The sequence below is a fragment of the Micromonospora sp. NPDC049044 genome (assembly GCF_040649215.1).
Classification (GTDB): Bacteria; Actinomycetota; Actinomycetes; order Mycobacteriales; family Micromonosporaceae; genus Micromonospora.
The window spans coordinates 1-21,298 of the sequence record NZ_JBEZFA010000044.1 but is presented as its reverse complement, the minus strand read 5'-3'; the positions used below and the strand labels follow the sequence as shown (position 1 = coordinate 21,298).

The 21,298-nt window shown below is 72.7% G+C and carries 18 protein-coding genes; 8 read left to right on the top strand and 10 right to left on the bottom strand.

The window, feature by feature from the left end:
• Positions 1–117 precede the first annotated feature (117 nt).
• The 3 genes from AB0B85_RS28205 to AB0B85_RS28195 all read right to left on the bottom strand — a co-directional run bounded on the left by AB0B85_RS28205 (position 118) and on the right by AB0B85_RS28195 (position 2,961).
• Positions 118–1,068 carry a 4-(cytidine 5'-diphospho)-2-C-methyl-D-erythritol kinase gene (locus AB0B85_RS28205; RefSeq protein ID WP_357411993.1) on the bottom strand — a complete coding sequence of 317 codons (951 nt, stop codon included), beginning with the start codon at positions 1,066–1,068 and terminating at the stop codon, positions 118–120.
• 77 nt (positions 1,069–1,145) lie between these two features.
• Positions 1,146–2,015, bottom strand: a complete 870-nt coding sequence (rsmA, locus tag AB0B85_RS28200) for a 16S rRNA (adenine(1518)-N(6)/adenine(1519)-N(6))-dimethyltransferase RsmA (protein WP_357411992.1) — start codon at positions 2,013–2,015, stop codon at positions 1,146–1,148.
• Positions 2,016–2,061: 46 nt separating this feature from the next.
• The gene (locus AB0B85_RS28195) at positions 2,062–2,961 is read right to left on the bottom strand and encodes a TatD family hydrolase (protein ID WP_357411991.1); all 900 of its coding nucleotides are present in this window, start codon (positions 2,959–2,961) and stop codon (positions 2,062–2,064) included.
• A 155-nt stretch (positions 2,962–3,116) separates the two neighbouring features.
• Here AB0B85_RS28195 and AB0B85_RS28190 point away from each other — a divergent pair, with 155 nt between their 5' ends.
• Complete coding sequence (locus AB0B85_RS28190) at positions 3,117–4,346, top strand: hypothetical protein (protein WP_357411990.1); 1,230 nt, start codon at positions 3,117–3,119, stop codon at positions 4,344–4,346.
• Between the two features lie 46 nt (positions 4,347–4,392).
• Here the strand turns inward: AB0B85_RS28190 and metG are convergent, their stop codons facing one another.
• A complete protein-coding gene (metG, locus tag AB0B85_RS28185) occupies positions 4,393–6,195 on the bottom strand; it encodes a methionine--tRNA ligase (protein WP_357411989.1) in 1,803 nt (600 codons plus the stop codon).
• 158 nt (positions 6,196–6,353) lie between these two features.
• On the opposite strand from metG, the gene AB0B85_RS28180 reads away from it, so the two are divergent.
• Positions 6,354–7,505 (top strand): hypothetical protein, encoded by a 1,152-nt coding sequence (locus AB0B85_RS28180; protein WP_357411988.1) that lies wholly within the window; start codon positions 6,354–6,356, stop codon positions 7,503–7,505.
• A gap of 31 nt (positions 7,506–7,536) precedes the next feature.
• Here the strand turns inward: AB0B85_RS28180 and rsmI are convergent, their stop codons facing one another.
• The gene (rsmI, locus tag AB0B85_RS28175; protein ID WP_357411987.1) at positions 7,537–8,385 is read right to left on the bottom strand and encodes a 16S rRNA (cytidine(1402)-2'-O)-methyltransferase; all 849 of its coding nucleotides are present in this window, start codon (positions 8,383–8,385) and stop codon (positions 7,537–7,539) included.
• Between the two features lie 132 nt (positions 8,386–8,517).
• Between rsmI and AB0B85_RS28170 the strand changes: the two genes are divergently transcribed.
• The 3 genes from AB0B85_RS28170 to AB0B85_RS28160 all read left to right on the top strand — a co-directional run bounded on the left by AB0B85_RS28170 (position 8,518) and on the right by AB0B85_RS28160 (position 12,611).
• Entirely contained in the window at positions 8,518–10,179 is a 1,662-nt protein-coding gene (locus AB0B85_RS28170) for a phospholipid carrier-dependent glycosyltransferase (RefSeq protein WP_357412025.1), read from the top strand.
• Between the two features lie 366 nt (positions 10,180–10,545).
• Complete coding sequence (locus tag AB0B85_RS28165; protein ID WP_357411986.1) at positions 10,546–11,829, top strand: VWA domain-containing protein; 1,284 nt, start codon at positions 10,546–10,548, stop codon at positions 11,827–11,829.
• A gap of 14 nt (positions 11,830–11,843) precedes the next feature.
• A complete protein-coding gene (locus tag AB0B85_RS28160; RefSeq protein ID WP_357412024.1) occupies positions 11,844–12,611 on the top strand; it encodes a peptidase in 768 nt (255 codons plus the stop codon).
• A gap of 51 nt (positions 12,612–12,662) precedes the next feature.
• On the opposite strand, the gene AB0B85_RS28155 is transcribed toward AB0B85_RS28160, so the two are convergent.
• On the bottom strand, positions 12,663–12,932 hold the full coding sequence (locus AB0B85_RS28155; RefSeq protein ID WP_357411985.1) for a hypothetical protein: 270 nt from the start codon (positions 12,930–12,932) through the stop codon (positions 12,663–12,665).
• A 200-nt stretch (positions 12,933–13,132) separates the two neighbouring features.
• Between AB0B85_RS28155 and AB0B85_RS28150 the strand changes: the two genes are divergently transcribed.
• Positions 13,133–13,789: a 4'-phosphopantetheinyl transferase superfamily protein gene (locus AB0B85_RS28150; protein ID WP_357411984.1), complete on the top strand. Its 657-nt coding sequence runs from the start codon at positions 13,133–13,135 to the stop codon at positions 13,787–13,789.
• A gap of 106 nt (positions 13,790–13,895) precedes the next feature.
• A complete protein-coding gene (locus AB0B85_RS28145) occupies positions 13,896–14,243 on the top strand; it encodes a hypothetical protein (protein WP_357411983.1) in 348 nt (115 codons plus the stop codon).
• 87 nt (positions 14,244–14,330) lie between these two features.
• Here AB0B85_RS28145 and AB0B85_RS28140 read toward each other — a convergent pair whose 3' ends face one another.
• Positions 14,331–15,344, bottom strand: coding sequence for a hypothetical protein (locus tag AB0B85_RS28140; RefSeq protein WP_357411982.1), 1,014 nt, complete (start codon positions 15,342–15,344; stop codon positions 14,331–14,333).
• Positions 15,345–15,457: 113 nt separating this feature from the next.
• Positions 15,458–16,543, bottom strand: a complete 1,086-nt coding sequence (locus tag AB0B85_RS28135) for a Gfo/Idh/MocA family oxidoreductase (RefSeq protein ID WP_357411981.1) — start codon at positions 16,541–16,543, stop codon at positions 15,458–15,460.
• A gap of 209 nt (positions 16,544–16,752) precedes the next feature.
• Between AB0B85_RS28135 and AB0B85_RS28130 the strand changes: the two genes are divergently transcribed.
• Entirely contained in the window at positions 16,753–17,640 is an 888-nt protein-coding gene (locus tag AB0B85_RS28130) for a hypothetical protein (RefSeq protein WP_357411980.1), read from the top strand.
• A gap of 43 nt (positions 17,641–17,683) precedes the next feature.
• Here the strand turns inward: AB0B85_RS28130 and AB0B85_RS28125 are convergent, their stop codons facing one another.
• Together AB0B85_RS28125 and AB0B85_RS28120 are read right to left on the bottom strand one after the other, a co-directional pair.
• Positions 17,684–17,911: a hypothetical protein gene (locus AB0B85_RS28125; RefSeq protein ID WP_357411979.1), complete on the bottom strand. Its 228-nt coding sequence runs from the start codon at positions 17,909–17,911 to the stop codon at positions 17,684–17,686.
• 1 nt (position 17,912) lies between these two features.
• On the bottom strand, positions 17,913–21,298 hold a 3,386-nt coding region (locus AB0B85_RS28120; RefSeq protein ID WP_357411978.1), incomplete at its 5' end, for a type I polyketide synthase.

Genomic DNA, 21,298 nt, shown 5'->3' with positions numbered 1-21,298 from the left:
TCCACCCTTCATGATCAAGGCGTCCGGGTGCCGGCGGGCACCTGGACGCCTGACCCAAGGGTACGCGGACGCCCGTGCCGCCCGCGCCGCGCGCCGGCAGGACGGCGGGACGTGCCGTCAGCCGACGCGCGCGCCGGCGACCGGACCGTGCGCGACCCGCGCCTCCCGACACACACCAGCAGCGTTCAGCTCGGCGGCGATCCGCTCCGCGTCGGCCGCGTCGGCGGCGAGGAACACGCAGGTCGGGCCGGAGCCGGAGACGATGCCGGTGAGCGCGCCGGCAGCCTCACCGGCCTTGAGCGTGTCGGCAAGCGCCGGGCGCATGGCCAGCGCGGCGTCCTGGAGGTCGTTGCCGAGCGTCCGGGCCAGCACCCGGGGGTCGCGCTGGCGCAACGCGCCCAACAGGGCGTCGGTGGAGCCCAGCGGGGCACCGGCGGCACCCGAGTCGCGCAGCCGATCCAACTCGCGGTACGCGGCGGGGGTGGACAGGCCACCGTCGGCGAACGCCACCACCCAGTGCCAGGAGGTGGGGCGGACCAGCACCGGGCTGATCGCCTCGCCCCGGCCGGTGCCCAGCGCGGTGCCACCGTAGATCAGGAACGGCACGTCGGAGCCCAGGTCGGCGGCGATCCCGGCCAGCTCGTCGCGGGACAGCCCGGTGCCCCAGAGCGCGTCGCAGGCCACCAGGGCGGCAGCCGCGTCGGCGCTGCCACCGGCGAGCCCACCGGCGAGCGGGATCTGCTTGCGCAGGTGCAGCCGGGCGTGCGGCAGCACCCCCGCGTACCCGGCGAGGGCGTGCGCCGCGCGGATCGCCAGGTTGCTGTCGTCAAGCGCCAGCTCGCCGGTGCCCTCGCCCTCCATGGTCAGGGCGAGCGTGTCACCCCGACGGGCGGTCAACTCGTCGTAGATCGAGATGGCGTGGTAGACGGTGTTCAGCTCGTGGTAGCCGTCCCGGCGCAGCGGGCCCACCCCGAGGTGCAGATTGACCTTCGCCGGCACCCGGACCTTCACCGGACCGATGGCCCCGCGCCGCTCGTCCTCGCCGTCCGGTCGCCAGGCCTCGGTCACGGGGCGAGGTCCCGGACGCGCGGACGGATGTCGAACGACTTGCGCAAGATCAGCTCCTCGGCGGGCACGGCGTCAGCCTACTTCGCGGTACGCGTACCGAGCGAAGCCGACGCGGCGATGGCGGCGAACTGCTCGACGGTCAGGGACTCCCCCCGGGCGCCGGGGTCCACGCCGGCCCGGGTGAGGGCGGCGGCGGCCCGGTCCGGGCCGCCGGCCCAGCCGGCCAGGGCGGCGCGCAGCGTCTTGCGGCGCTGCGCGAACGCCGCGTCGACAACGGCGAAGACCTGCTCCCGGGGTACGTCGGCTCGGGGTGGCGGGTGACAGCTGAAGGCGACCAGACCGGAGTCGACGTTCGGCACCGGCCAGAACACGTTCGGGGGCACCTTGCCGGCGCTGCGGGCCTGGGCGTACCAGGCGAGTTTGACCGACGGGATGCCGTACACCTTGGAGCCGGGACCGGCGACGAGCCGGTCGGCGACCTCCTTCTGCACCATCACCAGGCCGTGCCGCAGGGTGGGCAGCACGGCGAGCAGGTGCAGCACCACGGGCACTGCCACGTTGTAGGGCAGGTTCGCCACCAGCGCGGTCGGTGGCGGGTCGGCCAGCTCGGCGGGGGCGATGCGCAGCGCGTCGGCACGGTGCACGGTGAGGCGGCCGGCGTCCGCGCCGGCGCGCTGGGCGACGGTCTCCGGCAACGCCCCGGCGAGCACCGGGTCGATCTCCACGGCGTGCACGTGCCCGGCTGCCGGCAGCAGGCCGAGCGTCAGCGAACCGAGCCCGGGGCCGACCTCCAGCGCCACATCGTCGGGGGTCAGCCCGGCTGCGGTGACGATCCGGCGCACGGTGTTCGGGTCGTGCACGAAGTTCTGGCCCAGCTTCTTGGTGGGCGCGACGCCCAGCCGGGCGGCGAGTTCCCGGATCTCCGCCGGGCCGAGGAGACCGGTCATGACGGGCAGCGTAACTGCGGCGTCCGGGCCGGCCGTCGGGCCGGGCTCACCACGGGCCGAAGGCCCGGTCACCGGTGGCGGAGATCGCCGCGCACAGCTCGTCCAGGTCGGTGCCGGTGGTCGCGGCGAGCGCGCGGACGGTGAGCGGGATCAGGTACGACGCGTTCGGCCGGCCCCGGTGCGGGGTCGGCGTGAGGTACGGGGCGTCGGTCTCCACCAGCATCTGCTCCACCGGGGTGAGCGCGGCCGCCTCCCGCAGCGCGGTGGCACTGCCGAAGGTGACGGTGCCGGCGAAGCTGAGCAGGTAGCCGCGGCGGACGCACTCGCTGGCGAACTCGGCGTCACCGGAGAAGCAGTGCAGCACCACCGTGTCCGGTGCACCCTCGTCGTCGAGGATCCGCAGCACGTCGGCGTGGGCGTCCCGGTCGTGGATGACAAGCGTCTTGGCGTACCGCTTGGCGATGGCGATGTGCGCCCGGAAGCTTGCCTCCTGGGCGGCCCGCCCCTCGTCGCCGGTCCGGAAGAAGTCCATGCCGGTCTCGCCGATCCCCCGGACCCGGTCCCGGGCGGCCAGCGACTCGATCTCCCGCAGCGCCTCGTCGAGGTCGCCGAGGCGCGGCGCCTCGTTGGGATGCAGCGCCACGGTGGCCAGCACGGCGGGATACGCCTCGGCGGTGTCCGCTCCCCACCGGGACGACTCGACGTCGACCCCGACCTGGACCAGCCGGTCCACGCCGACCTTGGTGGCCAACGCGATCGCCACACCGACCGGGTCGTCGGCCGGCCCGCCGCCGGGCACACCGGCCTCGCTGACCGTGATGTCCAGGTGGGTGTGGCTGTCCAGTACCGGCCGGGGCAGCGGCTCGGGGGCGGGCGGAAACTCTCCGGCCCGCCGGGCGGCACGCTCTCGACGGGATTCAGTGGGCTCGCTCATCAGCGACAGCATCACACACCGGGCCTGTCCATCTGCCCGCCACCCGACGTTCACCCCGACTACGCCGCGCGACTCTACCGTCGCCGCGTGAGCGAGCGCAGCGAGCGAACCAGCAGGTACAGCAGCGTCGCGGCTCGCGCTGCTGCCGAGCGCAGCGAGGCGGCGGCGTGAGCGTCACGCCCGAAGAACGCACCGGGCTGCACGTGGCGTTCGGCGGGGGCGTCTACCCGGCCGAGGAGATCGCCCGAGGCGCCGCGTACGAGTTGTTCAGCGCCGACGAGGTGGCCGGCTTCGAGTGGGCGCCCAGGCCGGGCAGTGCCCTGCCGTGGCACCGGTTCGTGCACGTCACCGAGGTGACAGCTGTGCACGGCGTCGCGGAGCCCGCCGACGAGCCGGAGTCGCCGCTGATGATGCCCGCGCACCGGGAGCGGGGTTGGGCGTACCTGCACCAGCTCAGCCAGCAGCCGGCCGCGGCCGGTGACCCGATGCTGGCCGCGGCACGGGCGTCGGCGGTGGTCCGGCGGGGCACCCGGATGGTGAAGGTGCTCTCCGCCCAGCAGCTCGTCGGGCACCTGCGGGGCCGGTTGCCGCACGGCTTCTGTTACCGCGAGCATGACGTGGCACATCTGCGGACACCGGCGACGACGACAGTGCTGCGTACCGACGGGGAGGTCGGCAGGGACGGTCCGGAGGTGGCGTACGCGTTGCGCTGGCGGGCGTCCGACCCGGGCGACTACGACGTGCCGGTGGGCGAGGCACACCGTGGCCTGACCGCGCTGGGATCCCGGGACCGGCTCGGCGCGCCGGTGCTGGGCACCGGTTTCGTGCCGAGCAACGGTCAGCTCGTCCCGGAGTTCATCACCCGCGACTTCGCCGACCTGCCGATGCCGGCGAACGCCGCCCTGATCGCCTATCCGGCGGAGGGGGTGGAGGTGGTGCTCTACACCTACCAGGCCGAGCAGCGCGGTTGGCTGCGGATGGTGGGTCCGCAGTGGCGGCACCTGCTGGCCGGGGTGCCGGGCCTCTCGCCGGACCAGGAGTACGTGCCGAACGCCGACGTGCCGCGCGCCACCCAACTCGTCGGTTGGTACGGCGACAACGAGTACGAGGCGGTGGCGGACCTGCCCGACGGGTTCCGGGTACTGGCGATGACCCGGGCGGCCCGTTACCCGGTGAGCGCTGTGGCCCGCCGGGTCCGGTTCGCCACCTGGCGGGGCGCGGCGTGCCTGGTGCTCCGGGATGAGGCTGGCTGGTTGCGGGTGCGGCTGCGTTACCCGAACCCGGACGCGGTGGTCGCGACCGGCGCGCAGTGCCAGGAACGGGGGGTCTACGAGGCCTGGGCGCCGGGCGCCGAGGTGACCGACGACCAGGTGATGGACACCAGGTACGCGATGTGACGCCCCCCGGGCGGCAGGCTCAACTGCCGCCCGGGGTGTCGTCCGGTCAGTCGGCCAGCCGGGCCAGCTCCTCGTCGACGATCGACGGGTCGAGCTTGCGGAACACCGGCTTCGGCGCGGCCAACGGCCGACCCGCCTCGATCGGCACCGACTCCCAGCGCGCCCCGACTGTGTAGTCGCCGGTCAGCACCGGGTACGACGGGCCACCGTCCAGGTCGTCGACCTGCTCGATGACGGGCATCGGCGCGTGCACGCCGGTGCCGCCGAGCAGTTCGTGCACCTGCTGCGCGGAGTGTGGCAGGAACGGGGTGAGCAGCGTGTTGGCGTCGCTGATCACCTGGAGGGCGACGTGCAGGATGGTGCCCATCCGGGGCTTGTCCGCCTCGTCCTTGAGCTTCCACGGGGCCTGCTCGGAGAGGTACCTGTTGGCCTCGGCGACCACCTTCATCGCCTCACCGATTGCCTGCTTCTGCCGGTGTCGGCCGATCAGGTCGCCGACTCCTGCGAAGCCGGCGCGGGCCGTGGCGAGCAGCGCCTCGTCGGCCTCGGTGAGCCCGGCCGGGTCGACCGGCGGGATCGCGCCGAAGTTCTTCGCCGCCATCGAGACGCACCGGTTGACCAGGTTGCCCCAACCGGCGACCAGCTCGTCGTTGTTGCGGCGGAGGAACTCGGCCCAGGTGAAGTCGGTGTCGTTGCTCTCCGGGCCGGCGGCGGCGATGAAGTAGCGCAGCGCGTCGGCGTCGTAGCGTTCCAGGAAGTCGCGGACGTAGATGACCACCTTGCGGGACGAGGAGAACTTACGCCCCTCCATGGTCAGGTATTCGCTGGAGACGACCTCGGTGGGCAGGTTGAGCCTGCCCAGCTGGCCGGGCTCGCCGTCGCGGGAGCCCTCGCCGGAGTAGCCGGAGAGCAGGGCCGGCCAGATCACCGAGTGGAAGACGATGTTGTCCTTGCCCATGAAGTAGTAGGACCGGGCGTCCTTGCCCTCCCCGTCGGTCGACCACCACTTCCGCCACGCCTCCGGGTCGCCGGAGCGGCGGGCCCACTCGATCGAGGCGGACAGGTAGCCGATCACCGCGTCGAACCACACGTAGATCCGCTTGTCCGACCTGTCGCGCCAGCCGTCGAGCGGGATCGGCACGCCCCACTCCAGGTCACGGGTGATCGCCCGGGGCTGGAGGTCGTCGAGCAGGTTGCGGGAGAACCGCAGCACATTGGGTCGCCACCCGTCCCGGGTGTCCAGCCACTGCCGCAGCACCTCGGCCAGGGCGGGCAGGTCCAGGAAGAAGTGCTCGGTCTCGACGAACTTCGGGGTCTCCCCGTTGATCCGCGACTTCGGGTTGATCAGGTCGATCGGGTCGAGTTGGTTGCCGCAGTTGTCGCACTGGTCGCCGCGCGCGCTGTCGTATCCGCAGATCGGGCAGGTGCCCTCGATGTAGCGGTCGGGCAGGGTGCGCCCGGTGGACGGCGAGATGGCGCCCATGGTGGTCTTCGGCACGATGTAGCCGTTGCGGTACATCCCCTCGAACAGCTCCTGCACCACCGCGTAGTGGTTGCGGGTGGTGGTGCGGGTGAAGAGGTCGTAGGAGAGACCGAGGCCGTGCAGGTCCTCGACGATCACCCTGTTGTACCTGTCGGCCAGCTCGCGCGGGGTCACCCCGTCGGCGTCGGCCTGCACCTGGATGGGGGTGCCGTGCTCGTCGGTGCCGGAGACCATGAGCACGTCGTGGCCGGCCATCCGCATGTACCGGGCGAAGACGTCGGAGGGAACGCCGAAACCGGAGACGTGGCCGATGTGGCGGGGGCCGTTGGCGTACGGCCAGGCCACTGCCGCGAGAACGTGACTCATGAGCAGCAAGCCTAGTGACCCGTCCGGCGCGCCCGCGAACCAATAGGGGGTGCCGGGCCGACGGACCGGGCCGACCACCCCGGCCTTTGGTCCGATTTGTCGCCGACACGCGGTTCAACTGCCTGGTACGCCCTCCCGAGCGGTGTGCAATGAACCTCGTGACTGGCAGACGAGCGGCGCGGGACCACGAGGACCCTTCCACCGGCCCGACGGTGGGCGGCGACCCCGAACCGGCCGTATCCCGCGGTGGCGGGGTCGCGCCCCAGCCCCGGCCGGTGCCCGCCGTCGACCCGGGTGCCGCGCCGCGACCGAGCCCAGCGCCCCGGCCGGGCCCCGCCCCCCGATCGGGTCCAGCCCCCCGACCGGGCCCCGCCGCCGACCCGCAACCGGCACGGCGGCCCGCGCCCGGCGGACGGGCCGCCGAGGCGGGGCGCGACGACCCCGCGAATCTCGCCGCCACACCGGTCCGGCCCACGCCGGCCGCACCGACGCCCAGCCCGGTCCGGCCGGCCCCGGCCGCACCGACGCCCAGCCCGGCCCGGCCCGCCCCGCCGGTCCCGCCGACTGGCGCGGAGGCCGTCGAGGTCGAGCCGACCACCGGGGCGCCGGTGGACGCGGTGCCGAGCCGGGTGCCCGTCCGGCAACAGAACAGCCGGCAAGGAGGTCGCCGGCCCGGGGACGACCAACCGGAGGACGACGGCGCTTTCTGGGCACCCATCGAGCAGGTGCACTGGGACGGCACCCCGGTCCGGGCGGACCCGTCGGCGGAGCGCGACCGCTACGCACGCCCGGCGCGGCGTCGCGCGAGCCGGGCCGTCCCGCCGGATCCACTGCCCGGGCTCGCCGCGCTTGTGACGTTGACCCTGGTCACCGCCTTCTTCGCCTGGGTCAGCGCCGGCCCGTTCTGGTTGGCGGTCGGGCACGCGCGGGTGGGCACTGTGGTGATCGCCGAGTGCGCCGGCGGCGGGCTCACCCTGCGGTGTCGGGGGATCTTCACGGCGCAGGACGGACGGTTCATCGCGCACGGGGTGCGGGTCAGCGGCGTACCCGCCGGAGCGGAGGCGACCGGCACACCGTTACCGGCCCGGATGACCGGCCGGGACGGCGGCACCGCGTACGCGGACACCGGACTGGTCCGGCACCTGCGCTGGCTGCCCGGCCTGCTGGTGGTGCTTGGTTGCACCGCCGCCATCGTCAGGTGCACCGGGTCGGCCCGGCTGCCCGGCCGCCGGCACCGTCGCTGGGCCGTGGCCCTCGCCGTCACCGGCCCGGTGCTGATCACCGTCGGTTTCCTGGCCGCCGCCTGGTGAAACCGCCGTCCGGCACGGCCGGGTGCCTCGGTCAGCTGTGCACGATCGTGTAGACGTCCCGGCGGCGCAGCGCGTACTCGGTGGCGACGTCGGTGATGGCGTCGCGGCGGGACCGGCCGGCGGCCTCCCGTTCGGCAACCGCCGCACGCAGGGTGTCGTCGTCGGGGCGTTCCCGGGTTGTGACCGGCGCTCCGGCCACGACCAGGGTGATCTCACCGCGCGGGTCGCCCTCGGCCGCCCACCGGGCCAGCTCGCCGAGCGGGCGGCGGAGCACCTCCTCGTAGGTCTTTGTGAGCTCGCGGCAGAGCGCGGCGGGCCGATCCGCGCCGAACGTGTCGGCCAGGTCGGTGAGCGCCGCGCCGATCCGGTGCGGGGCTTCGAAGAAGACAAGCGTGCGCTCCTCGGCGGCGAGGGCGCGCAGCCGTGATCGGCGGGAGCCGGGGGTGCGGGGCAGGAAGCCCTCGAAGCAGAACCGGTCGCAGGGCAGCCCGGACACCGCCAGTGCGGTGGTGACGGCGCTCGGCCCGGGCGCGACGGTGATCGGCGCCCCGACCTCCAAGGCGGCCCGGACCAGCCGGTAGCCGGGGTCGGAGACGCTCGGCATCCCCCCGTCGGTGACGAGTGCCACCACGTAGCCGCCGAGGATGACCTCGACCAGCTCGGGGGTACGCCGCTCCTCGTTGCCCTCGAAGTAGGAGACGATGCGACCGCCGACGGTGATGTCGAGATCGCGGGCCAGCCGGGTGAGCCGGCGAGTGTCCTCGGCCGCGACCACGTCGGCGCTGCTCAGCACCTCCCGAAAGCGGGCCGAGGCGTCGGCGGGGTTGCCGAGCGGGGCACCGAGCAGGATCAGGCGCCCAGCTTCGGACATTTCACCCACGAATTCGTCTCCTTCATCGACAGCGAGTACCGGTATCGGGGACGACGGGCGCCACCGGGCACCTTGGCAGCCTACGATCGCCGGGTGACGAGTGCGTCGACTGCGCAGAGCCCCAGCGCCGATCCTGCCAAGATGGTCGCGGTGCCGGACGAGCCCAGCCCCCACCAGGAGCCGCCGGCACCGGCTGCCGATTCCGGCGGCGTGCCCGCCCAGATCCGGCGACGGTTCGCCACCATCGACACCCAGGCGGACCGGTTCTCCTGGGCGGCCACCGCGGTGGTCGTGGCCATCGCGGCGATCCTGCGCTTCGTCTGGCTGTCCGGCATCAAGGGCAAGATCTTCGACGAGACGTACTACGCCAAGGACGGCTACGGGCTGATCTCCCGTGGCGTGGAGTGGAACTACAAGGACAACGGCCCGTCGTACGTCGTGCACCCACCGCTCGGCAAGTGGCTGATCGGCCTCGGCGAGTGGGCCTTCGGCTATCAGGACGCCGACTCGAAGGTCTCGGTCCCCGGGCACCTGATGACCACCGCGCCGGAGTTCGGCTGGCGGTTCTCGGCGGCCGTGATCGGCACGCTGTCGGTGTTGCTGCTGGTCCGCATCGGTCGACGGATGTTCCGCTCGACGGTGCTCGGCTGCGCCGCCGGCCTGCTGCTCGCCCTGGACGGCTTCCACCTGGTGCTGTCCCGGGCAGCGCTGCTCGACATCTTCCTGCTCTTCTTCGTGCTCGCCGCGTTCGGCGCGTTGGTGCTCGATCGGGACGCCCGCCGTCGCCGCTGGGGGCGGGCGCTCGACGACGGGCTCGACCCGACCCAGCCGGGCCGTGCCGGCCGACCGCCCACCGGTTGGCGCAACTGGCCGTGGTGGCGGTTGGCAGCCGGCGTGCTGATCGGCTGCGCCTGCGCGGTGAAGTGGAGCGCCCTGTACTTCGTCCCGGCCTTCGCGCTGCTTGTCCTCTTCTGGGAGGTCGGCGTACGCCGCTCGGCGGGGGTCCGCCGGCCCTGGCGGAACGCCCTGGTCGAGGAGTTGCCCTGGCTGGTGCTGGCCGGCGTGCTCATGGTCGGCACCTATCTCGCCACCTGGTCGGGCTGGCTGATCACCGACGACGGCTACTACCGGCTCGCCTCGGCGTACCCGGCCGCCCCGCTCAGCGACCGCCCGGTGATCGGCCCGCTGATCAACCTCTTCGAGTACCACCGGGCGGCGTACGGCTTCCACGCCCAGCTCGACGACGCGCACAAATACCAGTCGTGGCCGTGGCAGTGGCTGCTGCTCGGCCGACCGGTGGCGTTCCACTGGTCCGGTGACGTCGCCTGCGGCGCACCGACCTGCGCCTCCGAGATCCTCCTGCTGGGCACCCCGCTGCTCTGGTGGTCGTTCCTGCCCGCCTTGGCGGCGCTGGCCTGGCTGGGCCTGGCCCGTCGCGACTGGCGGGCCGGCGCGATCCTGCTCACCGTGGCCGCCGGGCTGCTGCCGTGGTTCTGGTTCGCCCTCGACGGCCGGACGATGTTCTCGTTCTACGCCGCGCCGGCGTTGCCCTTCCTGGTGCTGGCCGTGGTGTACGTGCTGGGCGTGCTGATCGCGCCCGCCGGTGGTGAGGTGGGTACGGTGGCGCCGCTGGTGCCCGGCGATCCGAGTTACGAACGCCGACTGGTGGGCAGCGTCGCGGCCGGGGCGTACGTGCTGCTGGTGGGGATCTGCTTCGCGTACTTTTATCCGATCTTCGTCGGCAAGAGCATCCCGTATGCGGACTGGTTGTCCCGGATGTGGCTCGACGGCCGGTGGATATAAGCACCGACAGGCGACGCGCCGCACAGCGCGACGGAGAAGGGCCCGCACGCCGAAGCGTGCGGGCCCTTCTGACAAAGACGCGCGCCCCGATCGCCTGCCACGGGGGAAGCGGGCGATTGGGGCGCGCATCAAGAGCTTAACCACCGCGCACCACCGGCACAACGGGTCGACTTAAGTCAGATTTCCGACCGATAGCGGCCAAGCCGATATTTGCCATCGAACAGTTGACCTAGGGTGAGCCGGCGTGGACCCAACCCGCGACGCCGAGCGGTAGGCGACGCCCGTCGACGCGGCCGGGGACGGCCCTACTGGAAAGTGCACCAACCCAAGTGATCATCCAAAGTGGATCTCACTACACTGCGGGCCGTGATCAACTTCAAACGATCGGCGGCTGTCCTGCTCGGACTGTTGGCGACCACCGCGCTGACCGGGCCGGTCCCCGCACGGGCCGGCGAGGAGCAGGTGCCCGAACCGCCCCGGGTTGAACTCGTCCTCGATGTCAGCGGCTCGATGCGCGCCGCCGACATCGACGGACGCAGCCGGATCTCGGTGGCCCAGCAGGCCTTCAACGAGGTGGTGGACGCACTGCCGGAGGACACCCAGCTCGGCATCCGGGTGCTCGGCGCCACCTACCGCGGCAAGGACAAGAAGGTCGGCTGCCAGGACACCCAGCAGATCGTGCCGGTCGGGCCGGTGGACCGCTCCGCGGCGAAGGCCGCGGTGGCGACGCTGCGGCCGACCGGGTTCACGCCGGTCGGCCTCGCCCTGCGCTCGGCAGCGCAGGACCTGGGCACCGGGGCCACCACCAGACGGATCGTGCTGATCACCGACGGGGAGGACACCTGCGCACCGCCGGACCCGTGCGAGGTGGCCCGCGAACTGGCCGCCCAGGGCACCAGCCTGGTCGTCGACACCCTCGGCCTGGCCCCTGACGAGAAGGTCCGGCGGCAACTGCTCTGCATCGCCAGCGCGACCGGCGGCACCTACACCGCCGCCCAGAGCGCCGAGGAGCTGACCGGCCGGATCAAGCAGCTCGTCGAGCGCGCCGCCGACACCAACACCCGGGCACCGACGGTCGTCGGTGGCGCGAACGCCTGCGCGGCGGCGCCACTACTCGCCCCCGGCGTCTACGCCGACCGGGAGGCGTTCTCCGAGCACCGCTACTACCGGGTGCCGGTACGCCCCGGGCAGGAGCTTCGGGCCTCGGTGAGCATGGCGCTGGACCGGGCGGTCAACCGGGACTACGGGGTGCTGCTGCGGGCCACCGCGGCGGACGGCCGTGAGCTGGTCCGCGGCGCGGACGCCGGCAGCGGGCGAGCCGACGTGCTCTCCGCCGGGCTGCGCTGGTCCGCCACCGCCGACGACGAGGACGCCGCGAAGACCGACGAGAGCGCCGCCCCGGTCGTCGAACCCACCACCGTCTGCCTGGTGGTGAGCAACTCGTTCGCTCCGCGTCCCGGCACCGCGGCGACTCCGGGCCTGCCCGTGGAGTTGACCATCGACGTGGTCGCCGCCACGCCCGCGCCGAACGGACCGGACCTCGGCCGGGGTTGGGTCCTGCTCGCCCTGCTCACCATCGTCGGGCTGCTCGCCGGCCTGCTCGCTGGCCTGCTCACCCGCTGGTGGGTCGCCACCTGGAGGGAGAACTGATGGGTACCGCACTGATGCGTTCGCTGGCGGCACTGCTTACCGCCGGCGGGGCCGCGCTCCTCCCTGCCCCGGCCGCCGCCGCGCCGACCCCCTCCCCCGGGGCCACCCCGGTGAACCGGGCCGGCACGTCGTTCCTCAGCGCCACCCCGATCACCGCCGGGCAACCCGTGCGGGTGGACGCCTCGATCGGCGACCACCTGTACTGGTCGTTCCCGGCGACCGCCGGCCAGGTACAGGAGATCAGCGCCACCGTCACCTTCCCGAAGGGACGCAGCGGCGCATCCACCTGGACGGTCGACGTCTTCGACGGGCTACGTCGACGTCAGGCCTGCACGGCGGGGGCGCAGACCCCGACCGTGGACGCCGCGGCGACGAGCGTGGCGCTCGGCTGCACACTGCGCGAGGTGCGACAGTGGGCCGAGCCCTGGTCGGCCGACCCGCTGCCCGGTTCGTACGTGGTCCGGCTCTCCGTGATCGACCTGCCGGAGCCGGATCTGGGCGCGCCGATCGACGTGGACCTGCTGGTCGGCACCATCGCCGATCGGGGCGCCTCGGCCGACGACGGTGAGTTGGCCGCACCACTGGTGCCGAACACCGAGGCGGGCACGGTGCTCAACGCCGTACCCCCGGTGGACCCGGATGCCGACGACGAGAGTGACCCGCTCGCGGGCTGGTTGCCGGATCTCGGCTCGCGTTGGGTCTGGACCGGCATCGGCGGCGTGCTCGCCGCGGTGGCCGGCGTGGTGGGTTTCGCGGTGACCCGGCGGCCCAGGCGGCGCTGAGGCGTCCGGCCGCGCTGGTGGCCTCCGCCCGACGGCGGGGCCACCAGCGGGTCAGCCGCGCCGCGGGCCGCGGGGCAGCCAGCCGATGAACCGGTCCTGAAGCGACATCACCGGGGCGGTACGCAGATCCTCGGCGGCGGCGGCGAGGCAGGAGCCCAGATAGACGCTGAGCATTGCCCGGTCACTGCCGTACTCGGCGAGCAACCGGCTGCGCTTCGTCGCGCACGGCCACTCGTCACCGCAGGAGCCGCAGCTCCAGCAGGGGGTTTTCGGGGCGTGATCATCGGCCCGCGTCCCCGCCCGTTCGGCACCATCGGTCATCGCACGTCCTTCCAATGTCCACGGGACTGACCGGCGGCAGCGCCCGGCCAAGGTTCGATGGTGGTCCCCCCGGAGCCATCAGAGAGGGCGATACGCGGCCCTCCGGTGTTACATCCTTGCGGTACCTTCTCCGGTTGTGGGAGTCGGAAATTTGACTGTCGGCCCGATGCGCCATTCCTACCAACAGGTAGGCCAGCGCGATGTATGACCTACTGCCGTCGACCGTCGCGGTGGCCGTCGCTGGGCCGAACGACTGGGTGGGCGAGCTGCTCGCCGCCGAGCAGGCGTGCCTCAGCGACCAGGCCGTGGAGTCCCGTCGCCGGGATTTCACCGCCGGGCGGGTCTGCGCCCGCCGGGCACTCACCGCGCTCGGCCTGCCACCGACCGCCGTGCCGGCCGCCGCCGACCGGGCTCCGGTCTGGCCGGCCGGGGTGGTCGGCACCATCACCCACACCGCCGGCTACTGCGCCGCCGCCGCGGCGCACACAAGCGACATCCGGTCCGTCGGCATGGACGCCGAGCAGCACCGGGAGATCAGTCCTGGGGTACGCCGACTCGTGCTGCTGCCCGAGGAGGAGGCCGACTGCGCGCGGCTGCCCGACGACATCTACTGGCCGATCGTGCTGTTCAGTGCGAAGGAGACCGTCTACAAGGTCTGGCATCCGGTCGTCGGGACCTGGTTGGATTTCCTCGACGCCCGGCTCGACATCGATCCGGACGCGGGCACGTTCACCGCCCGGATCGCACCGGCCCGGCTGCACGAGGCGGGGGTCGACGACCCGCCGGCATCGATCACGGGCCGTTTCGCGGTGGCCGACGGGTTGGTCCGCACCGCCGCCGTGCTGTCCCTTCACTGACCGCAACCGGCGCGGCATCCTCCGGCACGACGACCGAGCCATCGGCCACGCACGGTAGCGTCGATGGAGTTCTCGCACCGCAGGTACCGAGGCGTCAAGGAGTACGGTGACCCACCCCCAGCCCCCTGTCGGGCCGCACCATTCCCAGCAGTCGAACGCCGCGCCGCCGAGCCGTCCGTTCGCGGCGACACCGCAGCCACCGTTCTCGGGGGCCGCGTACCCGACAGCTGGCGGCGGATTCCCGGCGACGGCCATGCCGGGTCATCCGCTCGTCCCGCCGGCGACGGCCCGGACGAACGCCGCCAAGACGAGCGCCGTGATCGTCGCGGTCAGCGCGGCGGTGCTCACCCTGCTCTGCTGCGCGGGCGGCATCGTGGCGGTCGTCATCGGCACCAACCGGCCCGACCACGCCACTGCCAACGCGATCGGGACCACCGGCTCCCGGAGGTCGTAACGCCAGGCGCACGGGCGTGAAGCGGGCGAGCATCCATTCCGGATGCTCGCCCGCTCCAGTTGTCGGCAGGTGCCGTCGCCGGTCGGCTCAGCAGCCCGTCCAGCGCACCGGGGTGAGTCGCTCACCGTTGCGGAACCCGACGATCGTGCCGGTGTCGGAGATCGAACGCGCGCCGATGCCCACCTCGTCGCTGCCGCCCGGCAGCACCCGGGAGGTCGCGCCGCGCACGACGCGGTCAGCGCCCACCACTACGCCCTTGGCGTTGACGTCCTCCAACGACGGCGACTGCGGGTCGAGCGTCGTGTACGAGCCGTCCCGGAGGTTCCAGCGCACCGGCACCCAGATGCTGTCCGGCAGGTCGACATGGCCGATCGCCCAGTGACCGGCAGCTGCGCTGACATAGGACGTCTGCGCGCCGGGGACCGTGAGTGCGTCGTACCGGCCGTTCGGCCGGCGGACCCAGCTGGTCCAGTACCCGAAGTCACCGGCGGTACCGACGATGGTCCCGTTCGCGGTGATCCCTCGCGGCTGGGCATTGGCCGGGGCGTCGAGCACCTCGACAGTGCCCGGCCGGGCGGCCGGCCAGCGCAGCGCGAAGTACTCGCCGGTGTCGACGTCCGTACCGAGACCGACGATGTCGCCGGCCTTGTTGATGGCGGTGACGGAGATGCCCGTTGCGGACGGCACCACAGGCAGTTGCTCGACCTTCCCGTTGCGGTATCGCCACGGCTGGCCGTTGACGCCCTCACCCCAGCCGTTGCCGATCACGACGCCGTCGGCGTTGACGTCGGCAGGGGTCGCCATGCTCGGTGCCTCGACCTCGGTGAGCCGATCCCCGTCCCAGAACAGCAGCAGGTACTGGTTGCCGTCCTCGGTCTCGCGCAGTCCGTCGCCAGCGATGAAGCGGCCGGACGGGTCGATGACGCTCGCGTCGGCCCGGTAGGTGTCGGTCGGGTACGGCAGCGTGCTGATCTTGCAGGTGCCGAGGGCGGCGGCCCTGGGCGCGGCGGTCGCCGGTGCCGAGGCAGCGACGCCGAGGACGGTGGCCAGCAGTCCGGCGGCGCTGATGCCGGCCAACGTCCGTCGAGTGGTGTGAGTCATTTCTTCTCCCCGTGTGAGCCCGGCTGGTCCCGGGCGCCGATTACTACCTGTGCCACGCCCGAACGGGAGGCACGGTTGCAGCCTGTCGGGGAGACGACAGCAGCCCTGTCGGCCTACCGTGCCCACTGTTGAGTCGTGGCGACGACCGGCCCGCCGGTGCGTACCGATTCTTCGACGGCGAGGCTGATCAGGTGGTCCTGACACGCCTCGGCCAGCGGGTACGGCGCCGGGCCCGCGTCGCGCGCCCAGGCACCGGTACGGGCGAGGAGGTCCGCCACCGCGATGTCGTCGTCGGACATCCCACTGCCGACGAACGGATTGCGGTAGACGACGACGCCGTCAAAGCTGATGTGCTTCAGGTCCAGCCCTTCCAGGTTCAGGTCGAGCCCGGTCTGGCGACGCACCAGGGACGACTCCACAGGTGTCTCCGGGTCGACCAGGCGGACCACCCGGTCGTCCACCAGCTCACCGAGTGACCCCCGGACCACCAGTCGGCGGGTGCGCAGCGGATTCCACCACTGGTTGTCGGTGAAGTCGTACAGGCCCATCCGCCCGTCGAAATCGATTGTCGCGAGGGTGGTGGTGAGCTGCTCCGGGGTGCTGTCGCCCCGCCAACCGGCCGGCGACAGCGGGTTCGCCAGCGGTGCGACGAAGGCCCGCGCGCTGACCTCGGCGGTGTCGAAGCCGACGCCGAGCAGACCACGGATCAGCGAGACGGCGTGGTAGAGGTGCGTCGAGGAGAGCTGGACCGAGGTCGGCTCGCCGAGCACCCCGGCGCGGACCAACCCCAGCCGGGCCGCGTGCCCGGGCATCAACAGGTACTGCTCGGCGACCTGCACCAGACCGCTGCCGCCGACGTCGGCCCAGAGCGACCGCAACCCCGCCAGGTCCGGGGCGGGCGGCGTTTCGGCGAGCACCGGCACGCCGGCCGCGACCAGCTCCCTTGTCGCGTCCGGCGTCACCGGCCAGGGCACCGACACGATGACGAAGTCCGGTCGCTCGTGGGCGAGCAGGTCGGTGGTCGTGCGGAAGGTCGGCACGCCCCATTCGGCCGTCACCACGGCACCACGCGATTCGGTACGGGTGACCACGCCGGTCACCTGGAACCGCTCCGGCAGGAGGCGAGCCAGGCGGAGGAAGAACTCGCCCCGCCAGCCACTGCCGACGATACCGAACCGGGTCTGGGCCGCCGCTGTCATCTGGGCTCCTCTCGTCGAAACCCGGATGCTAACCGCCCGGCCTCGACCGCCCGCCGGATTGCGGCCGTACGGGCGACTGGTGACTGACGCTCCCCTTTGTACGAACTGTCGCAGCGGTCGAACATGACAATCGATGCGTGGCGTAATGAGCTGACAGTGACCGCCGGGCAACCGTCCGCGCGGTTGTCTCGTACCAGAGAGGAACGGGGATGCAAGGATCCTGGCGTAAGGCGGCGCTCGCAGCCGCCCTGTCCATCATTGGTGTGTCGGGTGGGTTGGTCCTGGCGGCACCTGCGCAGGCGCAGACAGTGGAGTCCGGATCGGTCTCCTTCAGCGGCGATCCCGGTGACTACATCACCGGTGGCGACTCCTATTCATACTCCACCGACGCCGGCGACCAACTCACCACGTACGGCTCGGTCGACAACAGCCGCGTGACGGTGAGCATCGACGGCTACAACGGCGACTGGTGGTCTCTGAGCCTCGACGCGCCCGGCACCGCGGCGTTGGCCCCGGGCACCTACCAGGCCGCGACCCGCTACCCGTTCAACGGGGCCGGCCCCGGCCTCGACCTGTCCGGCAACGGGCGGGGCTGCAACCAACTGACCGGCAGCTTCACGGTCATCAACGCGGTGTTCGGTCCGAACGGCTACGTGCAGACCTTCGACGCCACCTACGAGCAGCACTGTGAGGGCGGCACGGCGGCCGCCCGCGGCGAGGTGCACATCGCCAACCCGGCACCGCCCGAGCGGCTGGCACTCGAACTCGCCGTGGCGACCGACGGCATCGCCCACCGGGTGAACGGCAACGCGGTCCTGCACGGCACGGTGAGCTGCAACCTGCCCAGCGCGGTGACGCTTGACGGCAATGTCACCCAGATCGTCAGGAAGGTGCTCGTTCGCGGCAGCTTCTCCACCCTGGTGAACTGCACCCCGGGCAGCCCGACCCCGTGGACGGCCGCGGCCGTCCCGGGCGGCACCACCCCGTTCGCCAAGGGCCTGGCCGAGGCCATCACCCTGGCCCGCGGCTACGACGCCGAATACGACGAGTACGTCAGGGTGGACAACACCACGACGGTGAAGCTCACCCGGTCCTGACCGGTCGACGCCTGGCGGCCGGCCACGGGCCGGCCGCCAGGCGCTACGGTTGCCGGGTCCACGACGGGAGCACCACTACTACCGGTCCTGCCTCGACCCGATCAGGTTTTGTGTGGGCACCTTCCACAGGCCACTCGGGAGCGAAGTACACCGACACCTTGATCCAACTCGCCACCAGGAACCTCTTCGCGGCGCCCAGGGTGACGTCTCCGGACGAGGTCCCGGTGCGCACCGTGCCGCCCCGGACCGCGGCGATGTTCACCAAGCCCATGTCAGCCCTGCGCGAGCAGCCACTCGTGCACGGCCAGGGCTGTGGTGTCCGAATGGTCCTCGAGCATCGAAAAGTGGTTGCCCGGGACGTCGATCAGCGCGTGCTCCAGCTCCCAGGACCCCTCCAGCAGCAGCGACGTGCCGTCGGACTCCTCGATCGCGTACGGGTCGCGGGCGCGGACGAACAGCGTGGGCGCCGCCGTGTGCTCCGGCTTCCATTCCCGGAAGATCCGGGTGTAACCGCCCATCGCGGTGAGCCGGTAGTCGTCGACGACGGTGTACGCGCCGTCGCGCTCCAGCATCCCCCGCGTCATCGCGGTCAGCGCCGGCCCGGCCCCGCCGCAGGGGTAGGTGTCCAACAGCACCACCGCCGCTGGCCGTACGCCGCGGGACTCCAGTTCGCGGGCGACGATGTTGGCCACCCAGCCTCCGGCAGAACGGCCCAGCAGCGCGAACTCCTGCCCGTCAGCCACCGCCAGCACCGCGTCGGCCTGAACCTGGGCCAGCGCGACCAGCGAGGCGGGCAGCAGTTCGCCGTCGTCGAAGCCGGGCTGCGGCAATGCCGTCACGCCGCGGACGTCGAGCAGGGTGGCGGCGAAGCGGGCGTACTCGTGCGCGCCGGAGACCGCACTGAACGCCGGGAAGCAGATCAGCGTCGGCGTGGCCGGACCCCGGGCCAGGCGCACCGGCGCCGGTCTGCGGTCCAGCCGCACGGGTTCGGTGAAGGCCTTCCGCAGCATGGAGGCGACCATGAGCAGCTGGGCACCGTCTTGGATGCGCCCGGCCAGGCAGGCGTCCTTGAACAGCGCGGTAATACTGCCCGGCGCCGCCAGGGCCGCGGGCGCGGCTGAAGGTCCGGTCAGTGGTGCCGCTTGCAGCCGCGCGGTGATCTCGGAGGCGAGCGCGGCGGCGGTCGGGAAGGCGAAGACCATCGTCGGAGGCAGGTCCAGCCCGGTCGCCGCCTTCATCCGGCTGCGCAGCTCCACGGCGGTGAGCGAGTCGAAGCCCAGCTCCTGGAACTCCCGGTCGGCGGGGACGCCGTGGGCCGAGGGCAGGGCCAGCACGAGTGCCGCTTCGGCGCGTACCCGGTCCAGCACGGCGGCGTGCCAGGCGTCGGCGGGCAGGCCCGCCAGGCGCTGGCGCAGGCTGTCGTCGGACGCGAGCGCCGTCGCGGTCCCCATGCGGCGCCGCGCTGGGACCAGACCGTGCAGGATCGGCGGGGTACGCTCCGCCGCTAGCTGCTGAGGCTGCAACCCCATCGGGATGAGCAGCCGCGCGTCGCCCGCCAGCGCAGCGTCCAGGAGAGCCAGTCCCTCGGCCGCCGACAGCGGGCGCACCCCGGAACGGGCCAGTCGCGACCGGTCGGCCACGCTCAGCCCTTCCGTGATCCCGCCCGACTGGTCCCACAGCCCCCACGCCAGCGACAGCGCGGGCAGCCCGAGTGAGCCGCGCAGCAGCGCCAGACCGTCCAGATAGGCGTTGGCGGCGGCATAGCTCGCCTGGCCCGGGTTGCCGAGCACCCCGGCGGCCGACGAGAACAGCACGAACATGCGCAGGTCCAGCCCTGCGGTCAGCTCGTGCAGCGTTCCGGCGGCACCCGCCTTCGGACCCCACACGCCCGCCAGGCGCTGCGGCGTGAGCGCGGTGACCATGCCGTCGTCGAGCACTCCCGCCGCGTGCACCACCCCGATCAGCCGATGCCGCGGGTCGACCGTGGCCAGCACGCCGGCCAGCTCGGCCGGGTCGGCCACGTCCGCAGCCAGCACCTTGACCGTCGCCGCCCCGGCCTCGCGCAGCTCGGCGAGCAGCTCCGGCACGCCCGGAGCGGCCCCGCCCCGTCGCGACACCAGCAGCAGATTCCGTACGCCATGCCGGGCCACCAGGTGCCGCGCGGCGAGCGCGCCGAGGCCGCTCGTACCGCCGGTGACCAGGACCGTGCCGTCGGTCAGGTCCGGCGCGGAGACCGGCTCGGCCTCGGCGGGCGCCGATCGGACCACGCGCGGCATCAGCCAGCCGCCGTCCCGCCAGGCCAACTGCGGTTCCGGCCCCACCGCGGCGGCCAGGTCGACCGGCGCGCCGTCGGGGACGTCGACGAGGACCAGCCGACCCGGATGTTCCGCCTGCGCCGATCGGACCAGGCCCCACACCGCCGCCATCGCGGGGCGTACCGGCTCGCCGGGAATGGCGGCGACCGCGCCAGAGGTCACGACGAGCAACTGCCGGGCCGGGTCGATGTCGTCGGCCACCCACCACTGCACCTCGCCGAGCACCTCCGCGAGCAGCGACAGCGGCCCGTCGGCCGGCTCGGTGACCCGCAGGACCTGCGGGGACGCGGCGCTCGGGGCGGTGGCGACGGGCGCCGCGAGCCAGTCCAGGGCATACATGGACCGGGACGAGTCGCCGAGCTGCTGGGCAGTAACCGGGCGCCCCGCGAGGGAGGCGACTGTGGCGACCGGATTGCCGGCCGCGTCGGCGAGTTGCAGGGACAGCGACGCGGGAGTGGGACGCGTGAGACGCACCCGAACCGAGGTTGCGCCGACCGCCTGGACCGCCACGTCCTGCCAGGCGAACGGCAGGATCGTCGCGCCGGAGCCGCCGGTCATCAGCAGCGGGTGCAGACAGGCGTCAAACAGAGCTGGATGCAGCGCGAACCGCTCGGCGCCACCCTCGGGCAGCACCACCTCGGCGAAGACCTCCTCGCCGCGCCGCCAGACCCGCCGTACGCCCTGGAACGCGGGACCATAGGCGTAGCCGTGCGCGGCCAGGGCTGCATAGGCGTCGTCGACGTCCACCGGCTCCGCCCTTGCCGGCGGCCAGACCGCCATCTCCGCATCGGACCGCACCGGGCTGCCGCTCGACACTCGGCCCGAGGCGTGGCGAGGCCACCCAGTGTCGTCACCGGAGTAGACGGCGACCGGCCGGTCGCCCGAGCCGTCGTCGGCGCCCACGATGACCCGGATCTGCACGGCAGCGGTTTCGGGCAGGACCAGGGGTGCTTCGATGGTGAGTTCGCGCAACGTGGAGCAGCCGACATGGTCTCCCGCGGTGATCGCGAGCTCGACCAACGCGGTGCCGGGCACAATAGTCTGGCCGAGCACAACATGATCGGAAAGCCACGGCGACGCCGCCGTCGACAGACGACCGGTACAGACCACACCAGAGTCGTCGGGCAGCACCACGACCGCGCCCAGCAGCGGGTGGTCTGCGGCGGTCAACCCGGCGCCGGTCAAGTCGGCACCGCCGCCACTGTCGCGCAGCCAGTAGCTTTCCCGCTGGAACGCGTAGGTGGGCAGGTCGACGTGCTCGGCGGCCGGACCATAGAACGCGTTCCAGTCGAGGTCGACTCCCGCGACCGCCGCCCGCGCTACCGCCGTGACCAACGCATCTA